The sequence below is a fragment of the Flavobacterium solisilvae genome (assembly GCF_012911605.1).
Lineage (GTDB): Bacteria > Bacteroidota > Bacteroidia > Flavobacteriales > Flavobacteriaceae > Flavobacterium > Flavobacterium solisilvae.
On sequence record NZ_JAAMPT010000193.1, the window covers coordinates 1 to 20,104 of the forward strand.

Annotated in this window: 18 protein-coding genes; 5 read left to right on the plus strand and 13 right to left on the minus strand. The window is 33.3% G+C overall.

Annotated elements, in window-relative coordinates:
* From G6042_RS02155 to G6042_RS02175, 5 genes are all read right to left on the minus strand, one after another.
* Positions 1-1,504: Ig-like domain-containing protein (locus G6042_RS02155; protein ID WP_169522618.1), on the minus strand; the 1,504-nt coding region annotated here is incomplete at its 3' end.
* A 318-nt stretch (positions 1,505-1,822) separates the two neighbouring features.
* Positions 1,823-2,761, minus strand: a complete 939-nt coding sequence (locus G6042_RS02160; RefSeq protein WP_169522619.1) for an NAD(P)H-dependent flavin oxidoreductase — start codon at positions 2,759-2,761, stop codon at positions 1,823-1,825.
* Positions 2,761-4,380, minus strand: a complete 1,620-nt coding sequence (locus G6042_RS02165) for a S8 family serine peptidase (protein WP_169522620.1) — start codon at positions 4,378-4,380, stop codon at positions 2,761-2,763. Before G6042_RS02165 ends, G6042_RS02160 begins: the two co-directional genes overlap by 1 nt.
* A gap of 25 nt (positions 4,381-4,405) precedes the next feature.
* Positions 4,406-5,593 (minus strand): tRNA 2-thiouridine(34) synthase MnmA, encoded by a 1,188-nt coding sequence (gene mnmA / locus G6042_RS02170; RefSeq protein WP_169522621.1) that lies wholly within the window; start codon positions 5,591-5,593, stop codon positions 4,406-4,408.
* A gap of 33 nt (positions 5,594-5,626) precedes the next feature.
* Positions 5,627-6,340 (minus strand): toxin-antitoxin system YwqK family antitoxin, encoded by a 714-nt coding sequence (locus G6042_RS02175; protein ID WP_169522622.1) that lies wholly within the window; start codon positions 6,338-6,340, stop codon positions 5,627-5,629.
* A 280-nt stretch (positions 6,341-6,620) separates the two neighbouring features.
* Between G6042_RS02175 and G6042_RS02180 the strand changes: the two genes are divergently transcribed.
* Complete coding sequence (locus tag G6042_RS02180) at positions 6,621-7,607, plus strand: fasciclin domain-containing protein (RefSeq protein WP_169522623.1); 987 nt, start codon at positions 6,621-6,623, stop codon at positions 7,605-7,607.
* Positions 7,608-7,659: 52 nt separating this feature from the next.
* Here the strand turns inward: G6042_RS02180 and proC are convergent, their stop codons facing one another.
* From proC to guaA, 7 genes are all read right to left on the minus strand, one after another.
* Positions 7,660-8,457 carry a pyrroline-5-carboxylate reductase gene (gene proC, locus G6042_RS02185; protein ID WP_169522624.1) on the minus strand — a complete coding sequence of 266 codons (798 nt, stop codon included), beginning with the start codon at positions 8,455-8,457 and terminating at the stop codon, positions 7,660-7,662.
* A gap of 73 nt (positions 8,458-8,530) precedes the next feature.
* A complete protein-coding gene (gene yidC / locus G6042_RS02190) occupies positions 8,531-10,429 on the minus strand; it encodes a membrane protein insertase YidC (RefSeq protein WP_169522625.1) in 1,899 nt (632 codons plus the stop codon).
* A gap of 77 nt (positions 10,430-10,506) precedes the next feature.
* Positions 10,507-12,117, minus strand: coding sequence for a CTP synthase (locus G6042_RS02195; protein ID WP_169522626.1), 1,611 nt, complete (start codon positions 12,115-12,117; stop codon positions 10,507-10,509).
* A 122-nt stretch (positions 12,118-12,239) separates the two neighbouring features.
* On the minus strand, positions 12,240-12,476 hold the full coding sequence (locus tag G6042_RS02200; RefSeq protein ID WP_169522627.1) for a DUF3820 family protein: 237 nt from the start codon (positions 12,474-12,476) through the stop codon (positions 12,240-12,242).
* Between the two features lie 64 nt (positions 12,477-12,540).
* Entirely contained in the window at positions 12,541-12,945 is a 405-nt protein-coding gene (locus G6042_RS02205; protein WP_169522628.1) for an OsmC family protein, read from the minus strand.
* Positions 12,945-14,996, minus strand: a complete 2,052-nt coding sequence (locus G6042_RS02210) for a PBP1 and LysM peptidoglycan-binding domain-containing protein (RefSeq protein WP_169522629.1) — start codon at positions 14,994-14,996, stop codon at positions 12,945-12,947. The genes G6042_RS02205 and G6042_RS02210 overlap by 1 nt, the downstream gene beginning before the upstream one ends.
* Before the next feature lie 183 nt (positions 14,997-15,179).
* Positions 15,180-16,709, minus strand: a complete 1,530-nt coding sequence (gene guaA, locus G6042_RS02215; RefSeq protein ID WP_169522630.1) for a glutamine-hydrolyzing GMP synthase — start codon at positions 16,707-16,709, stop codon at positions 15,180-15,182.
* A gap of 327 nt (positions 16,710-17,036) precedes the next feature.
* Here guaA and G6042_RS02220 point away from each other — a divergent pair, with 327 nt between their 5' ends.
* Together G6042_RS02220 and G6042_RS02225 are read left to right on the plus strand one after the other, a co-directional pair.
* Positions 17,037-17,270, plus strand: coding sequence for a hypothetical protein (locus tag G6042_RS02220; protein WP_169522631.1), 234 nt, complete (start codon positions 17,037-17,039; stop codon positions 17,268-17,270).
* Complete coding sequence (locus G6042_RS02225) at positions 17,248-17,454, plus strand: hypothetical protein (protein WP_169522632.1); 207 nt, start codon at positions 17,248-17,250, stop codon at positions 17,452-17,454. The genes G6042_RS02220 and G6042_RS02225 overlap by 23 nt, the downstream gene beginning before the upstream one ends.
* 497 nt (positions 17,455-17,951) lie before the next feature.
* Here the strand turns inward: G6042_RS02225 and G6042_RS02230 are convergent, their stop codons facing one another.
* A complete protein-coding gene (locus tag G6042_RS02230; protein ID WP_169522633.1) occupies positions 17,952-18,188 on the minus strand; it encodes a helix-turn-helix domain-containing protein in 237 nt (78 codons plus the stop codon).
* A 138-nt stretch (positions 18,189-18,326) separates the two neighbouring features.
* Between G6042_RS02230 and G6042_RS02235 the strand changes: the two genes are divergently transcribed.
* Together G6042_RS02235 and G6042_RS02240 are read left to right on the plus strand one after the other, a co-directional pair.
* Positions 18,327-19,061: a hypothetical protein gene (locus G6042_RS02235; RefSeq protein ID WP_169522634.1), complete on the plus strand. Its 735-nt coding sequence runs from the start codon at positions 18,327-18,329 to the stop codon at positions 19,059-19,061.
* A gap of 366 nt (positions 19,062-19,427) precedes the next feature.
* Complete coding sequence (locus G6042_RS02240) at positions 19,428-19,922, plus strand: hypothetical protein (protein WP_169522635.1); 495 nt, start codon at positions 19,428-19,430, stop codon at positions 19,920-19,922.
* Positions 19,923-20,104 lie beyond the last annotated feature (182 nt).

The window sequence follows — 20,104 nt, forward strand, 5'->3', positions numbered from 1 at the left end:
CATCAACACACGGAGCAATTCCAGCTACAGTATAGGTATAAGTTGCTGAAACATCAACCGCTGGATTTAAAACTCCTGTTCCACTAGCTAATGCTGGTGACCAAGTTCCGCCTGTTTGAGCATTTGGACCTAATAAAGAAAATAAGTCTATCGCATTTTGATTAGAACAAATAGTAAAATTAGCAACATCGTTTCCTGCATTTGGAACTGGATTTACTGTTACTTGAACCGAAACACTTGCCGGAAGACAAGGTGGATTTCCTAGAACTGTATACGTATAACTCCCCGAAACATCAACAGCTGGATTGAAAACTCCTGTTCCGCTTGCTAAAGCTGGTGACCAAGTTCCACCTGTTTGTGCAGTATTTCCCAATAAAGTAAACAAATCAACTGATGGCGATGTTACACATAAAACTTGTGGCTGTGGCGCTACACCTGCAATTGGCAATGGTAAAACATCTATAGTTACCGTTGATGTTACGGGTTGGCAATTTGGCGAAGAAGAAACTGTATATGAAAAAATATAAGGACTTCCAGCAGTAGTAAACGAAGAAACATCAACAGTTCCTAAATATCCATTTGTAGTTGAAGTTGGTCCAGTCCAAACACCATCAATATCAGGATTTCCACCTAATAGTCCGAATAAATCAAACGGTGCTACAGAGGAAACTTCATTACTACAAAAACCAACTTGACCATTTGTTCCAGCATCATTTGGCTCAGAAAAAGTAACCGTAACAGGGAAACGACTTATACTATAACAAGGCGAATCGAATGATTCTGCATAATATACTTGTCCATTAATCAAAGGAGTTGATGGATTTAAAGGAAATCCAGATGTAGAAGTGGTAAACCAAGATATATTTGGACCATTTGCCGCTAAATTAGCAACTGTTGGTGCTGGATCAGCACAAATAAGCTGATTTGAATTCCCAGTTGGTGGCGAAACTATCTTAATTTCTACAACAATTCCAACTCTAAGTGTTTCACATCCTGTATTTGGATTGGTTTGACTTGCATAATAAATTCCATTCGAAATAGCTGTTCCGGCAGCTAAAGCCGTTCCTCCAGTTGAAGAAGCATACCATTGAATATTATTTCCAACAACAAAAGTATTCAGATTTTCAATGGTTGATTCTCTACATAACGTTGTTGCTGCCAAAAAAGCAAATGGTCTTGAATAAATAGTAACATTGACCACTTGTCTTGAACCACAAGTTCCTGAATTATCATCTACATAATAATCTTCACCTGATTCCAAAGGAGTTGTTGCTAAAAGCGGTTCATTTGCTGGAGTTGTTGCAGTTGCATACCATTTTATTCCTCCACCATTATCTGTTGCAACTAAACTCGCAATTGTTGGCGCTTGAGAATCACAAAACGATTGATTAGCATTGATTACAGTTGGACATTGCGAATAGGAATGATTGGAAAATCCTATCAAAAATAGTAGTATCGAGAAATAAAAAAATGTTTGTGCTTTTAAAAGAGTAAAAATCCTCATACGCAATGCTGTTAACGACATCAGACAAATTGGGCACAATTTCAACTATAGTATTATCCCAATTAAAATATCACAACTATATTACGTATAATTATAGAAACAAAAAACCACTTATTAAAATGTTATAAACAATTTAATAAACATTACTAACAATCATAAAACAATAGAAATAAAAATTAAAATATTAATTATCAGATAATTAAATTTAAAAATATAAAATTAAAAAAGTTATTAATAATTTTAACTTTAATCAAAAAATAAAAAATTGTTAATAAAAACCGAATAAATTCTACTTGAAAAATTAAAAGTTTGACAAATTTACAAGCTTACAACTTGAGTTTTTGCTAGCTCAAAATCACTAATAATTGTATCTATTATTTCCTGAACTGGCTTAACTTCATGGATTAATCCTGCTATTTGACCTATTTCTAATTCGCCTTCAACTAAATCGCCTTCAAACATTCCACGTTTTGCTCTTCTTTTTCCAAGCAAGGCTTCTAAATCTTCTTTTGACGGACATTTTGAATACAATTCTTGAACATCATTGTAAAATTTATTTTTGATTAATCGAACTGGTGCCAATTCTTTCAAAGTCAATTGCGTATCACCTTCTTTAGTCTCGATAACGGTTTGCTTAAAATTATCATGTGCCGAACTTTCCACAGAAGCTACAAATCGTGAACCCATTTGAACACCATCGGCACCAAGAATCATCGCAGCCAACATTCCTTTTCCAGTTGCAATTCCGCCAGCAGCAATTAACGGGATGGAAATTTGCTCTTTCACCATTGGAATTAATGTAAAAGTGGTTGTCTCTTCTCTACCATTGTGACCGCCAGCTTCAAAACCTTCAGCAACAACGGCATCAACTCCAGCTTCTTGTGCTTTTAAAGCAAATTTTGAACTACTAACTACGTGAACAACCGTAATTCCGTGCGATTTTAAATGATTTGTCCAAGTTTTTGGATTTCCAGCAGATGTAAAAACAATTTTTACGCCTTCGTCAATGATAATTTGAATGATTTCTTCAATATTCGGATACAACATTGGAACATTTACACCAAATGGTTTATCGGTTGCAGCTTTGCATTTTTGAATGTGTTCTCTTAAAACATCGGGATACATTGAACCTGCACCAATCAAACCTAAACCTCCAGCATTACTTACAGCGCTTGCTAATTTATAACCACTATTCCAAATCATTCCGCCTTGAATAATTGGATATTTTATATTGAAAAGTTGCGTAATTCTATTCATTAATTCTTAATTATTTTACCGGTTTGGATTGTATTTTTGGCTTCAATTTTATAAAAATAAATTCCGTTTTGAAGTTCGGATATAGCAATTAAATTATCGTTTGGGCTGATGGTTTTCTCCAAAATTTTTTGTCCCAATGAATTATAAAGTTGCCATTTTACTTCGGATAAATTATTTGGAAAAGAAACAGTCAATTTATCTTTTACCGGATTTGGATACACCAAAAACTGGATTTTTTCATTTTCTTCTACCGAAAGTTGCGCCATGTTCAACGCGACTTGAAAATCGGGAATTCCATAGCCAAATTGAGCTGTTGGATTTGAAAATCGATCTGCCGATTGACGAACAAAATCTACGACTTGCTGATTGGTTGCCCAAGGAATTGCTTGCCAAAAACTTGCCACCATTCCAGCTATAATCGGTCCAGAAAATGATGTTCCGCTAGAAGCATTTGCGACAGAACCCGAAGTTGTTGAATAATATGGATTTTGTCCTTGCGCCATAACATCAGGTTTTATTCTTCCGTCAAATGATGGACCAATTGAACTAAAAGTTGCATATGTTTCGTCAAATTTCACAGCTCCAACCGTTAATGTATTGATCGCATCGGCTGGTGTTGAAATATTTGGATTAGCACTGTTTCCTGAATTTCCCGCACTGGTAACACAAATCATTCCGCGACTAAAAGCAATATCAGCACCACGAGAAATAAACGAAGTTACACCATTCATATCAGCATAAGTATAACTGTAATTTGGATTATTATAGGCAAAATATCCCAACGAAGTATTGATTAAATCAACACCTAAACTATCGGCAAGTTCTGCCGCTTCAACCCAATAACTTTCTTCAACCGGATTTTCATCAGCACTATCTTCAGTAATAAAAAGGTAATAATTAGCATCTGGCGCAGTTCCAATCAACTGATTTTCAACATAACCTGCCATTAATGACAAAACCAACGTTCCATGAGAATTGGATGTGTAAACATTATCATTTCTAGCAACAAAATTATAACCTCCCAAAATTTGATTGTTATCTCTAATTCGTTGAAACGATGAAGCCGAATTTACATTAGGAAAACCAGCATCCATAACCGCAATAATTTTTCCTGTTCCGGTATAATTTTGTTGATGCAATAAATGTCCTTTCAACATTTGAATTTGGTTGGATGAATTTCCATAAGCAAAGTTTTCTTGAACATCCAATTGCTTGTTTACTGCTTTATTTTCACTACTGTTGGCAATCCTATTTTGAGTATTTAAACTCCTGTTAGCAAATTGAATATTTGAAACAAAAGTTAAATCTGTCAAAGCATCAATGTCTTCAATTGAACCACGAACGTGAACGGCATTCATCCATTTTGATTTTGCTTTTACTTCGATACCTGAAGAAGCTATTATTTGGTCAACATACAATTGATGAATTGGCACATCGAGAATATCCAACGCAATTCCTTGACTTGTTCTTCTATCCAAAGCACGTTGGGAAAGCATTTCCAATGGATTGTCCAAATAGAATTGAGCATCAGGTTTATCGGTAAAATAAACCCACGCATCTTCTTGAGAAAAGATGTTTTGTGATAAAAAAAAGAGAAAAAGTAAAACGAGTTTTTTCATAGCTTTCGTTTTTGAAAGCACTAAATTACGAAATTACTCCTGAACCAACTAATTCGTCATCAATATTCCATGCTACAAATTGACCTTCGGTGATGGCTGATTGTGGTTGTTCAAATGAAACGTATAATCCGCTTTCAAATTGATATAAAGTTGCTTTTTGTAATTCTTGTCGGTAGCGAATTCGAGCTTTTACTTCTAATTTTTCACCATTTTTCAAAGTCAAATCTTCTCTAATCCAATGCACTTCGTCGTTGTTTACTTTCAAAACATTTCTGAATAATCCTGGATGATTATGACCTTGACCAGTGTAAATGGCGTTGGTTTCAATATCGGTAGCGATGATAAAAAGTGCTTCTTTGGTTCCGCCAACATTCAGACCTTTTCGTTGACCAATAGTAAAATAATGCGCACCTTGATGTTTTCCTACTACTTTTCCGTTTTCTGGCGAATAAGAAATTGGTTTTGCATCAAATTGCAACTGTTCTTCCACAGAATTGAACGTTAAATTTGGCTGATTATAGATTTCGTTATCGGCATTTATTTCATAAATCAAACCTTCTTTTGGTTGTAATTTTTGTTGCAAAAACTCAGGCAAACGCACTTTTCCGATAAAACACAATCCTTGCGAATCGCGTTTTTCGGCAGTAATTAAATCTAATTTGGAAGCAATTTCACGAACTTGTGGTTTGGTCAACTCACCAATTGGAAATAACGCTTTGGAAAGTTGTTCTTGTGATAATTGACATAAAAAATACGACTGATCTTTGTTTCCGTCAATTCCGGCAAGCAATTGATATACTTGGTTTCCATCTTTTTCAATTGTTCCTTTTCGGCAATAATGACCTGTTGCCACATAATCGGCACCAAGACTTAACGCAATTTTCATGAAAACGTCAAATTTGATTTCGCGATTGCACAATACATCAGGATTTGGTGTTCTTCCTTTTTCGTATTCGCTGAACATATAGTCAACGATTTTTTCTTTGTATTGTTCGCTTAAATCAACAGTTTGAAACGGAATTCCTAATTTCTCGGCAACCAATAAAGCATCGTTGCTATCTTCTAACCATGGACATTCATTGGAAATTGTAACCGAATCATCATGCCAATTTTTCATAAAAAGACCAATGACTTCATAGCCTTGCTCTTTTAAAAGATAAGCAGCAACACTCGAATCAACACCACCAGAAAGCCCAACAACAACTCGTTTCATTTTACTTCAAAAAAAATCTGATGCAAAATTACGCTAATTTTGGGTTTTGTCTAAAGGTTTAACTCTTTTTTGGAATTTCTTTCCTTGCTTATTCATATTGGTATCCACAAGATTTCCACTTTTATCAGCAATTTTCCAAATTCCTATTTTTTTCCCATTTTTATAAACCCCTTGAGAAACTACATTATTCGTAGCGTTTCTGTAAATTGCTTCGCCTTCATATTGTCCATTTTTATAGGTACTTTCTTCAAGAATAATTCCGTTTTCGGCATAATTTCTATACGAACCATTTTTAATTCCGTCCACATAAGTCGTTTCTTCCGCAATTGCTCCGCTTCTATAATATACTTTTCGAACACCATTTAGTTTGCCATTCTTGTAATTTTCCAATGTCATTATTTGTGGAGAATTAAAGTGATAGTATTTCCATTCGCCTTCAAATTTCTTGTCAATAACTTTTCCTTCGCTAACTTTCATACTTTGTTGATTGTAAAAAATCACGTAGCACGAATTGTCTTTTGCACTAAAATCTCTGGTTGCAATTACAGTTCCATCTCGTGTATCATCAAAATATTTGAACATTCCAACTTCTTTGCCGTGTTCAAAAGTTCCTTCATATCGAGGACGTTTTGATTCTTCGTGAACACCTTTCCACAAACCGTGTCTTTTTCCTTTTTCGTCAAACTTATTTATGTCTTGAGCTAACAGTTGAAATGGAATAATTAGTAACAATAAAAAATACTTCATAAACAGGTAAATTTAATTTAGGCAAAAATAATTTTTTATTAATAACGAAAAATAAACTGAATTAGTATAAATCGATTTTATTTTCCTCTTTTTTGTTTAACCAAAAACTGAACCAGAAAAATAAATTCTATTGAAAATATAGTACTTCACGGATTATCAACATTTTAAAAGATTAAACAACAGTGTTAATTATTTTATAAATGTTAATTTTGTTTAACTTTTAATATTTTTTGTTAAACAAAAATTTATACTTTTACAAAAACATTAAACAAAAATTATTATGAAAAATCTAATCAAAAAATTTACAATTGCATGTTTTGCATTGACAGTGTTATCTTGTAGTGATGATGACAACAACAATTCAAACCAACCTCAAACTATTGCAGATATTGCAATTGCTGGAGCTGACTTTTCTATTTTAGAAACAGCATTAACTAGAACTAATTTAGTAGCTACTCTTGATGGCGCAGGTTCTTTCACTGTATTTGCACCAACTAATGATGCATTCAACACATTTTTTGCTTCTTTGGGTTCAAATGTAAACGTAAATAATGTAGATGTGAATGTGTTAAGATCTATTTTATTAAATCATGTAATCAATGAAGAAATTACAAGTGCTAACATTCCAGCGTCTGTTTACAAAAACACTTTATCTCCTTTTAGTTCTGCGGCAGGTTCTCCAACAATAAGTATGTTCATCCAAAAAGAAGGTAGTGTTGTAACACTTAATGGTGGAATTGGGACTTCGGCTTCACCAAGAAAAGGTGCAGTTGTTACAACAGCTGATATTGACGCAAGTAATGGTGTAATTCATGTTGTAAACAGAGTTATACAAATACCAAATATTGTTGATCATGCCATAGCAAATCCTAATTTCAGTACTTTAACTAGTTTATTAGTAGCTCAAGGTTTAGTTCCAACACTACAACAAACAAATACACAAGCTAGTACGCTGGCACCGTTTACTGTATTTGCTCCTGTGAATTCAGCATTCAGCCAACCTGTATTGGATTTATACGGAAGTTTATCAAGTGATGCTAAATCTCAAGTTCTAACTTATCATGTTGTTAGTGGTGCAAATGTGCGTTCTAATGCAATTCCATCTGGAAATATTGCTACAGTACAAGGTCAAGGATTTACAATAACAGGAACTGCTATCAATGATGCTGGATCAGATGTTAACAAAAACATCATTCTTACTGATGTTCAATGCTCTAACGGTGTTGTACATGCTATTGACGGCGTATTATTACCATCATTCAACTAACTAAAAATTGCTATGAAAAATGAAAAACGCAACTAATTAAAGTTGCGTTTTTTTATTTACCAAGTTCCAAAGCTCGATTATTGGCAGCTTTAACAGCTTCGACGATGCTATTTTCAAGTGATTGCTTTTCAAAAACTCTCAACGCACTTTCGGTTGTTCCGCCTTTGGAAGCTACTTTTTTAATCCATTCTTCATTGGATAACGAATAACTATTTTGGATAGCAACTGAACCCATAAACGTTTGATTGACCAAAAGTTCTGCTTCCGATTCGTTGAAACCTAAATCAACCGCAGCTTTTATCATCGATTGCATAAAGTAGAAAACATAAGCTGGTCCGCTTCCCGAAATTGCCGTTGCCGCATCGATTAAATTTTCATTCTCTACATAAACCGATTTTCCTGTGGTATTGATTAAATTCTGAATGATGAAAAGTTCTTTTCTATCCACATTTGCCGAAGCCGTAAAAACGGTCATTCCCATTCCGATTTGTGTTGGAATATTCGGCATACAACGAACTACTTTTGAACAAGACAATTGTTGTTCCAACGATTTTAACGTAATTCCGGCCATGACCGAAAAAATGATTTGATCTTCTTTCAAAAATGGTTTTATTGCTAATGCTAAAACCGAAAAATCCTGTGGTTTAACCGCTAAAATTACAATATCAAAATCGGCTATTTTTTCTGATGGAGTAATCGAAAAATTAGACTTTGGAATTGTTGTTTCAATAGAAGAAAAATCATTTCTAACCAAAACAAAAATGTCTTCTGGTTTTATAAATCGTGAACCGATAAAACTATTGGCATAGGTTTTTCCCATGTTGCCATAACCGATGATTAGTACTTTCATAGCTTATAAATAAAAAACTCTGTTTAAAGATATACTTTTAAACAGAGTTTCAAAAATTATATTTTAAAGAAAATTATTTCTTTTTATTCAATTTCTTTTGTTCTTCGGCTTGTTCCATCATTTCTCTCATTTTCTTTTGGAACTTGCTTTCGGTTTTTGGTTTGGTTTTATTCTCTTGAATTTGAGCGTGAATTTTGTCGCTATCAATAAAATACTTTTTAATAACCAACATAATTCCGATAGTAATTAAGTTGGAAATAAAGTTATACAAACTTAATCCTGAACCATAATTATTGAAGAACAACAACATCATGATTGGCGAAAGATAAATCATAATTTTCATGATTTTACCCATATCAGGCATTCCTTCTTGTGGCGGTTGTGCCATCGCTTGATCGCCTGAAGTCATTTTCATATAGAAGAAAATTGCGATTGCTGCCAAAATTGGAAACAAACTCACGTGATCGCCATAAACTGGAATTCGGAATGGTAGTTTGAAAATTTCGTCAAAAGATGATAAATCGTCTGCCCAAAGGAAACTTTTTTGTCTTAGCTCAATTGCCGATGGAAAAAACTGAAACGATGCATACATAAATGGAATTTGTATCAAAGCAGGAATACATCCAGCCATTGGATTAACTCCAGCTTTGTTGTACAACTTCATGGTTTCCTGTTGTTTTTTCATTGGATCTTTACCAAATTTTTCATTCAACTCCATAATTTCAGGACGAAGAACTTTCATTTTAGCTTGAGACAAAAATGATTTAAAAGTAATTGGCGACATTGCAATTTTTATCAAAATCGTAAAAATGATAATCGCAATTCCTAATCCCATAAACGTGCTCAAGAAACCAAATAACGGCACAAAAATGAATTTGTTTATCCAACCGAAAATTCCCCAACCTAGTGGAATAATTTCGTCAAGGTTTCTTTCGTAATTATCTAAAATCTTATAATCTGCTGGACCAACATACCAATTCATTTTATAATCCAATTCGCCATTTGCAAACGCTAAAGCCGATGAAGTCTTGAATTCTTTGGTAAATGTAGTATCAACATCTTCATCATTTACTAAATCGTGTGAACGCAATGCTGCTTTTTCAAACGGAGTTTTTGTCAATAAAATCGAAGTAAAAAAATGTTGTTTATAAGCGATATAGGTTACTTTTTCTGGTGTTTCTTCTTTGTCTTTTCCTTGACCTACATAATCGTCTTTTCCGTCTTCATATTCAAATACAATTTCGGCATAACGATTTTCATAAGTAATACTTTTTTCGTTTCTGTACGCTTTTAAATCCCAGTTGAAATCTACTGGTTTTCCTGTATTCAAAACGGTGCTCAATCCTTGAGAACGAACGTCAAAATCAAGCATATAATCATTTGGTTTTAGAACATATTTGTATTCTAAAAACGAATTTTCGCTAGCTTTCAATTTCATCGAAAGAATTTGATTTCCGTCAACTTTAGTCAATTCTGGCGTAAAGAATAAGTCTTTTGTATTTAAAACTCGGTTGTCTTTTGTTTGCAACTGAAGATTAAAACTGGCATTATTATTTTTGATTAATTCTACTAATTGACCTGAATTTTTATCGAATTTTTTGTAGTTTTTCAACGTTGCTTCGGCGATATAACCACCTTTATTAGCGATTTTTAACACCAAAAATTCATTTTCAAGGGTTGTAAAATCTTCTTTAGCCGATGGTAAAGTAGCCGAATAAGCAAATGAACCCAAACTTCCTTGAAGCTTTTGTAGTTTTACAGTATCGTTTACCGTAGTATCTTTTAGGGTTTCAACAACTTGTTTTACTTCTTGTTGTTTTGCTTTTTGCTGTTTTTCAAGTTTTTCTTTTTTGGCTTTTTCTTGTTGTTCTTTCAGATTGGATTCTTGATTATTGTACATCATCCATAGGATAATACCAAAAATCAGTGCGAAACCGATAACCGAATTAAAGTCAAATTTCTTTTTTTCCATAATAATGCTGTCCCAAATTGTCGGGATCCAGTGTTTTTAATTTGTCATAAGAAGTAACAACCGACGAATTGTTACACTTATTTTTTATGTTTTACCATTGCCGCCACAAAACTAACAAAAATTGGATGTGGATTTGCAACCGTACTTTTATATTCAGGATGGTATTGAACACCAATGAAAAATGGATGATTTTTCAACTCGATGATTTCTACTAAACCAGTATCAGGATTTACTCCAGATGCGGTTAATCCTGCGTCTTCTAATTGTTTTCTATATTCATTATTAAATTCATAACGATGACGATGACGTTCTTGAATTTGGGTTTTTCCATAAATTGCGTGAGCCAAAGTTCCTTCTGCAATATCACATTTCCATGCACCAAGACGCATCGTTCCTCCTTTGTCGGTAACATTTTTTTGATCTTCCATGATTGAAATCACCGGAAACTTGGTTTTTTCATTCATTTCGGTTGAATTGGCATCTCTAAGTTTTACAACATTTCGAGCATATTCAATTACAGCCATTTGCATTCCGAGACAAATTCCAAAAAAAGGAATATTATTTTCTCTTGCATAACGAACCGTATCAATTTTACCTTCAATTCCGCGACCGCCAAAACCTGGAGCAACTAATATGCCATCCAAGTCTTTCAATTGTTCTTCTGCCGAATTGGCATCTAAATATTCTGAATGGATAGAAATTACGTTCACTTTTGTCTGATTTGCCGCGCCAGCATGAATAAACGCTTCCAAAATTGACTTATATGAATCTTGCAATTCTACATATTTTCCAACCAAACCGACATTAACGGTTTGCTTTGGATTTTTCAATCGATGAAGAAATGTATTCCAATTTTTTAAATCCGGAGAAGCTTTTTTAGGTAAATTCAATTTCTTTAAAGCCACAACATCTAAACCTTCTTGAAGCATCAAATTTGGCACTTCATAAATCGTTGAAGCATCGATAGATTGTATTACGGCTTCGCGTTTTACATTACAAAACAAGGCTAGTTTTTGACGTAAATCATCCGATAATTCATGTTCGGTTCTACAAACTAGAATATCCGCTTTGATTCCGCTTTCCATCAAAGTTTTTACAGAATGTTGTGTTGGTTTTGTTTTCAACTCGCCAGCTGCCGAAAGATAGGGAACCAACGTCAAATGAATAACAATTCCGTTATTTTCGCCTAATTCCCAAACCAATTGACGAACCGATTCAATGTATGGCAACGATTCAATATCACCAACAGTTCCACCAATTTCAGTAATTACAATGTCAAAATCGCCCGATTTCCCAAGCAATTGCATTCTTTCCTTAATTTCGTTGGTTATATGAGGAACAACTTGTACCGTTTTTCCAAGAAATTCGCCTCTACGTTCTTTTTCAATAACCGAAAGATAAACTCTTCCAGTCGTTACGTTATTAGCTTGTGATGTTGGAACATTTAAAAAACGCTCATAATGACCTAAATCCAAATCGGTTTCCGCACCATCATCGGTTACGAAACATTCTCCATGTTCATAAGGATTTAGCGTTCCAGGATCAACATTGATGTATGGATCAAATTTTTGAATGGTTGTCCTGTAACCGCGAGCTTGCAATAATTTTGCTAACGAAGCCGCAATGATTCCTTTCCCTAAAGAAGAAGTCACACCGCCAGTAACAAAAATGTATTTCGTTGAATTCATTGTTTAGTTGTGTGTTGTGTTGTTGTAAAAATCGGGGCAAAAATAAGAATTTAAAATGGATTATTAGACGATTAGATTATCGGATTATCAGAAAAAATCTGAAAATCTTTTAATCTAAAAATCTAGTATTCTTTCTTAGGATATTGCTTTTTGATGTTACGAATCAAATCTTCCAAACCGTTTAATTTAAGTTCATAAACGAGTTTAAGTTGTTCGCCAAGTTGTCCTTTTGGAAGTCGATTGTTGTGCAACCAAACCAAATAATATTCGGGTAAATCGATGAGATATTTGCCTTCATATTTGCCATAAGGCATTTTGGTATGTGCCAATTTGATGAGTAATTTTTGTTGGTCGTCCATTTTTTTTTAGAGAATAGAATAAAGAAGAAATAAAATAGACTTTTACTATTTTGAAAATTTACTCTTACCTCCAATTAAAAGTTACTTCTTTTTCGATATCTGGATGTAAGCTCAACAAAACTGGACACGTCATTGCTGCTCGTTCGAGAATAGTTTTATTTTTATCAGAAGTAGCGATTGACATATTTAAAACAACTACAATTTTTGCAATTTTTCTAGGTTCGGCTTGCATGATTTTAGTTACTTCAAGCGTAGAATCTTTTAATTCTAAATCTAAATCTCTTGTTTTTATCGCCATGATAGAAACCATACAACTTCCTAAAGCGGTTGCAACCAAATCAGTTGGCGAAAATGCTTCACCTTTTCCGTGATTATCGGTTGGTGCATCGGTTAGAATTTCTGTTCCTGATTGCAAGTGAATACAAGTCGTTCTTAATTCGCCTTGATACGTTATTTTAGATGTTGCCATTATTTTGCTTCTGTAATTGATAAATCGGCTTCGTATTGAAGAATGTAAACTCCTTTATTACTGTAACCGCCGTTTTCATTTAGTGAATAGTCAAATTTACTTTCTATTTGCTCTGTTGCCGAACCCTGAACAGTTTCTTCAAACGACTTATCTTGAGACAAACGAAGTAACGTATCAAAAGTCACATCAAATCCACGAATAGCATATTGATTTGGTACTATTTTATTGATTTTCTTGTAGTTATTTTCAAAATAAATAGCTTCCAGAGTTTCATTTGACTTTGAAATTGATGGATACAACATATTCAATTTTGTCAATTTAGCCAATGGAATTTCCTCAAAATCAAGGGTTTCATTTTGTTCCAAAACAACCATTTGAACTTGATAATTTCGTTGCGCATTAACCATAGATGTTGTAGAAGACAAAATCATTCCTGTTTTTTCGGAAGCTACAATTATATAATTCATTTTGTTTTTATCCAATTTCACCAACAAACTATCCGAAACCAAAGTTCCTTTATCAGACAAACCGACAATTTTCACATCTCTTTGTTGGTCTTTTAGATAATTTATAATGCTACCTTTTTTAGCATCAACAACCGCAACAATATTTCCATTTTTAGATCGCATGAAGTCAAAAATTGAAGATTTCATTTGTTCAGCCGTTGGCGTAGATTGGTATAAATTCTTATAACCTTTTCCACTTTCTTTGGACAATGGAGAAATCACTGGCGTATTATAACCTTCAAGCATTTCGGCCACTTTTTCAACATTGGTTTGATAAAATGGTCCGATAATCGCATCTACATTTGTTAAATTATTTTGCTGAATTACCGAAGCTGCAGCTGATGAATTTTTAGTTTCTTGCGAGTCAAAAATGCTTACGTCAACATTTAGCCCAAGAACTTTTGCCGAATCAATCGCCATTAAAGCACCCGAATAAAAATCCAAAGTCATGTTTAAAAATTTATCTTTTTTCAAACGCGCTTGAGTTGAATTTACCGTATCACTTTCAATTTTTGAAATATTAAACGGCAACAACAATACGAGTTGTTTCTTTTTATCTGACTTTATTGAAGTAGATAAATTGGACTGAGTTTTATTGATAACTGGCTTAACTTCTGATTTTTCTTTCATTGGAACACGAAGAATCATTCCCAACTTCACTCCTTTTTTCAATTCAGGATTTAAACTGATTAATTCTTCTTCAGAAATAGCAAAATCCTTTGAAATACTATACAATGTTTCTTGTTGACGAACGACATATTCTTGCAAGTATTTTTTAGTAGAAACCGTTTCTTTTATTGGTTCTGATTTTGATTTTGCAACCGAAGAAACATCTTCAGAAATTGTTCTTTCTCCCGAAATTAAGAGCTTTGTTCCGACTTGCAATCCAGAAACAATTTGAGGATTTAATTTTTCTAAATTCTCAATGGTTATTCCATATTTTTTTGAAATTCCAAACTTCGTTTCTTTGGCTTCAACGGTGTGATAAATAGTTTTTGAAGACGATGTTGGTTTTGCAACCACAGCTTTTACTTCTTCTTTTACGACTGTTTTTGCAACTTCTGTTGGCTTAACAACTGGTTTTTCAACTGGTGGTTTTTGATACGTATCTTGTGTAAAAACATCTCCTGCTGGAATTACTACGTTTTGACCAATTTTTAAACCATCTTTTAGCAATTCGGCATTAGCATTTTTTATTGCATCAACCGAAACATTATATTGTCTTGACAAGCTAAACAACGTTTCTTTTGGTTGTACCAAATGTGTAGTTTTTTTAGAAGAAACAACTGCTTGTTTTTGGGCAGCAGTTGTTGTTCCTATACTTGATGGTGGAATCAACAAAACGGCATCGAGTTTAATTCCGTTTTGAGAATCGGGATTTAATTTAAAAATATCGTAAGGTGTAACACTGTATTTTTGGGCAATAATATTTACTGTTTCGCCTTTAACAACAGTATGTTTGATATATTTTTCCTGTTTGGTCGCCGTAGTTACCGAAACACTTAACATTGTAAAAAGCAATGAAAAAAATATTCTTCTTTTCATGAAATTGAAATTTAGAATTAGCATTCTATTGTTATTTTGAGTTAAATTTAATTTATTTTTTGAAAAGCATCAATCAATATCATCAATAAAATACCAATTGGTCATTCAAAAGTAAGAATTTAAACCATAAAACTTACCAAATTTTACTAATTTATTCCAATACCAAAATCTGTTCCAAAAATTTTATTCCCATTCAATAGTTGCAGGCGGTTTTGAGCTGATATCATAAACCACTCGATTTACACCTTTCACTTTATTGATAATCTCGTTGGAAATTTTCATTAAGAAATCATACGGTAAATGAACCCAATCTGCCGTCATTCCATCGGTAGATTCAACAGCGCGAAGTGCTACCACTTTCTCATAAGTTCGTTCATCGCCCATAACTCCAACACTATTCACAGGTAAAAGAATTGCTCCAGCTTGCCAAACTTTGTCATACAAACCGTGTTCTTTTAATCCGTTGATGAAAACAGCGTCAACATCTTGTAGAATTCTAACTTTTTCTGGCGTAATTGCTCCCAAAATTCTAATGGATAATCCTGGTCCAGGAAATGGATGTCTGCCCAAAAGTTCAGCATCAATTCCTAACGTTTTACCAACGCGACGAACCTCATCTTTGAAAAGCATTCGCAAAGGTTCAACGATTTGTAGTTTCATATAATCAGGTAAACCGCCAACATTGTGATGCGATTTTATGGTAGCGCTTGGTCCTTTTACCGAAACCGATTCGATTACATCAGGATAAATTGTTCCTTGAGCTAACCATTTTACATCTTCAATTTGATGCGCTTCGTCGTCAAAAACTTCAATAAAAACGCGTCCGATAGCTTTTCGTTTTGCTTCAGGTTCTTCAACACCATCAAGAGCTGAGAGAAAACGTTCAGAAGCATCAACTCCTTTTACATTCAATCCCATTCCTTTATATTGGTTTAACACATTTTCGAATTCATTTTTACGTAGCAAACCATTATTTACAAAAATGCAATACAGATTTTTACCGATTGCTTTGTTCAATAAAACAGCGGCAACTGTAGAATCTACTCCACCAGAAAGTCCAAGAACAACTTTGTCATTCCCAACTTTTTCTTGAAGTTCTTTTACACAATCTTCTACAAAAGCATTTGGTGTAAAGGATTGTTCCACTTTGGCAATTTTGACCAAAAAGTTTTCTAAAATTTGTTTTCCATCAACTGAATGATACACTTCAGGATGAAACTGAATAGCATAAGTTGTTTCGCCTTCAATTCGATAAGCTGCATTTTCTACATCTTTTGTGCTTGCTAGACGAATTCCATTAGTTGGTAAAGATTTAATAGTATCACTATGACTCATCCAAACTTGACTATTTAAAGCCACATCAGCAAGAAAATCTTCTTCCGGTTTGATATACGATAAATTTGCTCTTCCATATTCTCTAATATTGGAAGCGGCAACTTCACCACCTGAAAAATGAGCTAAATATTGCGCACCATAACAAACGGCAAGCAAAGGAATTTTACCTCTAATTTCAGATAAATCAATTTGCAAAGCATCTTCCGAGCGAACAGAATAAGGACTTCCGCCAAGAATAATCGCTTTGTAAGCTGATAAATCAGTTGGATAATTGTTGTAAGGATAAATTTCGCAGAATATATTTAATTCGCGAACGCGGCGAGCAATAAGTTGTGTGTATTGCGAGCCAAAATCTAAAATAAGTACGTTGTGTTGCATGCGCAAAATTGCAATTTAATTGTAATTCGTTGTTGTTTAGTTAGTTGCCTTCTCAATTTCAGAAAGTGGGAACAAAAGTGGGAACAATCTATTTCACCTATTTGAAAAAGAAAGCGCAAAGTTAGTAAAAATAAAGCAATGAATTTGCCTTTCTTTTAACATAATCCCTCCCCTTTAATGATAGGGATTCAGCTACCTTTTGTGGATGATTGTATATACATAAGCGTCAAAACATCTATAAAAAATCCTTCTTTTATAAAAACGCAAAACTGCTTTAAATATATAATTCAAGGTCGATCCGAATCGATCTAAAAAAAGAGTTATGATATGAAAAAAAAGAAATACCTGCATACCAATTTCATTAATTTTCTGGTGGAGAAATACAACAAGAAAATCCAAGATGAAGAAATCGATTTGCCAGAAGACGAAGTAAATAAGGATGAAGAAACAAATAATGATGAAAATGAAGATGATGAACCAATTGAAGACCTCATCGCTGAATATAGGGACTTGTATAAAAAATTTGAGGATAAGAAGTATGATGCGATTTTTAAAAGATGATAAAGTTCTTTATGATATTGAAACAATGCGTAAAATCTTAAATGTCCCAAAAGCGAAGTTGCAACGAGAGTTAAAAAAACATAATATTGAAATCACACGATATAAAAACTTGTTCCTCTATCCCGAAATGACATTGTTTATTTTAATGGAACAAATTGTTATTGAAAAAATAAACAAACCCTAAATGATCGACTATAAAATTATCAGGAAGTTAACGGAGAATATAAACAAGAACAGGGCAAAATTAGCAGAAGAAACAGATTTTAAGAAAAAGCAAAGATTAAGATATAAAATTGAGATCGACGGATTAAAGATAAAGATTGAGCAACTGAATTAGTACAAACATAAAATTTTTATAGAATGGCGGGTAATTATACGCTGGGTTCTATATCATAACGCACTACCAGGGGATTTATACAAAGTGCAACCATAGTAGAAGGAAAGAAGTGGTAAGTATAACGGTGCGTCTTAAAGCATTGACAGTAGCTTTCCCAAACATGCGTCAAAGACGACAGCATGTTAAGTTATACCCGATACGCTGTTCAGCTATTACGAGGTGGATACTTTGCTAACAACTTGGAGCGATCCTTGTTGGGATAATAGTATCTAAGTTTCCCCTCAATCTGCTCAGACACCCAGCCCCCACCACAATCTTAAATGATCTGATCGTGAATTTGAAGATTATTTTATCTTTTCAAAGACAAACATTGACGACACTTCTACACCTAACCCTTCAGCTAATGATTTAATTGTGCAAATTGTTGGATTGACTACTCCCCTTTCTATTCTCGTTATTTGAGGCAATGAAACCTCAGCAAGATTAGCAAGTTCTTCTTGTGAAAATCCTTTCTGCTCTCTTAGTCTTTTTAAATTCTTACCAAATTCGATTAAGTATTCTTTGTCTTTTGTGTATATCAATGCGTTACAAACTAAATTTAGTCTGTAAAATTCCGCTAATCATCAATGATTTATCTAATCATGTATGATTAGACAAGAATTTATCCTTATATTTGTTAAAATTTTAAATATCAACTAATAACTCAAAAAAGGACAGACATGAATTTAAAGACAGCGGCAATTTTGTGCTTCACATCATTATTATTATCCTGTAATGGAAAAAAAGAAACTACCGAAAGCACCACAGAATTTCTAAACGAAAGCGACTGCAATTGTGCAGAGCTTCAATTAAAGCGAGTAAATGAAAATGGCGAAGAAATAGAAGTTTGGAAAGATGTAAAAAAAAATGGAAGTCTCTACACTGGCGATTGTACTGAAAAAGATCAAAATGATACAATCATCAGAAAGCTGGAAATTAAAAACGGTTGGGTAGTCAGAGAAGTAAAGAAAGAGAATGTTATCGATAAAATTTATATCGTGACAAACGACATTGAGTATAATCAGTTACAAAAAAATAAAGGATTTAAAATTGGTTTATCATTGCTTATACCCGGTGATAAGTACAGATATATTTCTAACTACGAAGATTACAAAAACGGAAATCTATTTGATAAATGGGCAGTCGGGGCAACAAATGATTTTGGCACTAATCGAATTTCTATATCAAGATATTATGAAAAAGGAAAACCATTGAATTGGCTTGCAGAGCAAGACACACTTGGAGGACATAGTTCTAAAGGAAAAATAAAGTGTTTAGAAGATCCAGAGTTGATGAAAGGATCGAACAACGAAATGGAATGGGTAAAAAATAATATGTTAGCAGACGAATTCATTAAGTCGTTAAAATGCATGAAAAGCGAAATACCTCCTTTTAATTATTGGGAAGTAAAATAGAACAAAAACAGTCAAATCAGACACATCTATATTCAATTTAGCTTGAATTATTTTAAGCTCATTCAAATTAATTCCACAGCATTTATTACACGAGAAAGTCCCTTATTATAAGGGACTTTCATTTTTTATAAAATTAACATTTATATATCTCCGCATCAGTTCTGAGTTCTCTAAATTCCAAATTATTTTGATTTTTTTTTAATTTATTATCGGAATATCTTTGTAGAAGAAATCAGGAACACACTTCTAAATGATCTATTAGAAGTTTACATTTCAAACATTTTAAAATCGATTTTTGAAAAATTTCGCTCATGCGAAGTGGAATTTCTATGCTTATGAATTACTAACATTTTAAATATTTTTTTTATGAAAACAAACTCTATTTATGTGAGTGGGTGGAAAACCCCAAATTTCAAAACAGCAACTTTTAAAAAGGTTACTGATCAAAAAGTTATTAATGAGGATTTAATAACGACTAGAAAGTTTTATTTCGGACCCAAAACAAATTCAAAAGGATCTGTAAATCATCTAAAGTATAACTTGGGTATTAAGGTAAATGAAATATTTACTTTTAATACTCCTTTTATCGACGGAGTAAAAGCTACAGATTACAACGGTCATAATTTATCACTAGTTGTTAAAGATGATAGAGTTCTTCTTAATATCAATCAAGGAGACATATCTTTATTAATTGACTGTTGGGATTTAGGAGAATTGACGGATTTCATTGCTATCAAGAATTCAAGATGCAAGAATATTACTAAAGCATACATCAGCAATCTCATCGCACTTGGAAGACTTAGAGTAAAATTTAATGTCGGAATTGATAAAAATCACGGTACAATGTGGAAACTTTTTTAAGCTATGAATAAGTTTAATTTGAGAACCTTGGAGAGAACCTATTTAGATACAACCTTGGTCACATAGTTAAGGAGCAACTTTTAAAGTTTGCTCCTTTTTTATTTAAAAATGTATCAAAACCCAAAGTGTATCATTTTAATTTTAAAACACGAGGTTATTTGATACATTAACCGTATCTTTGA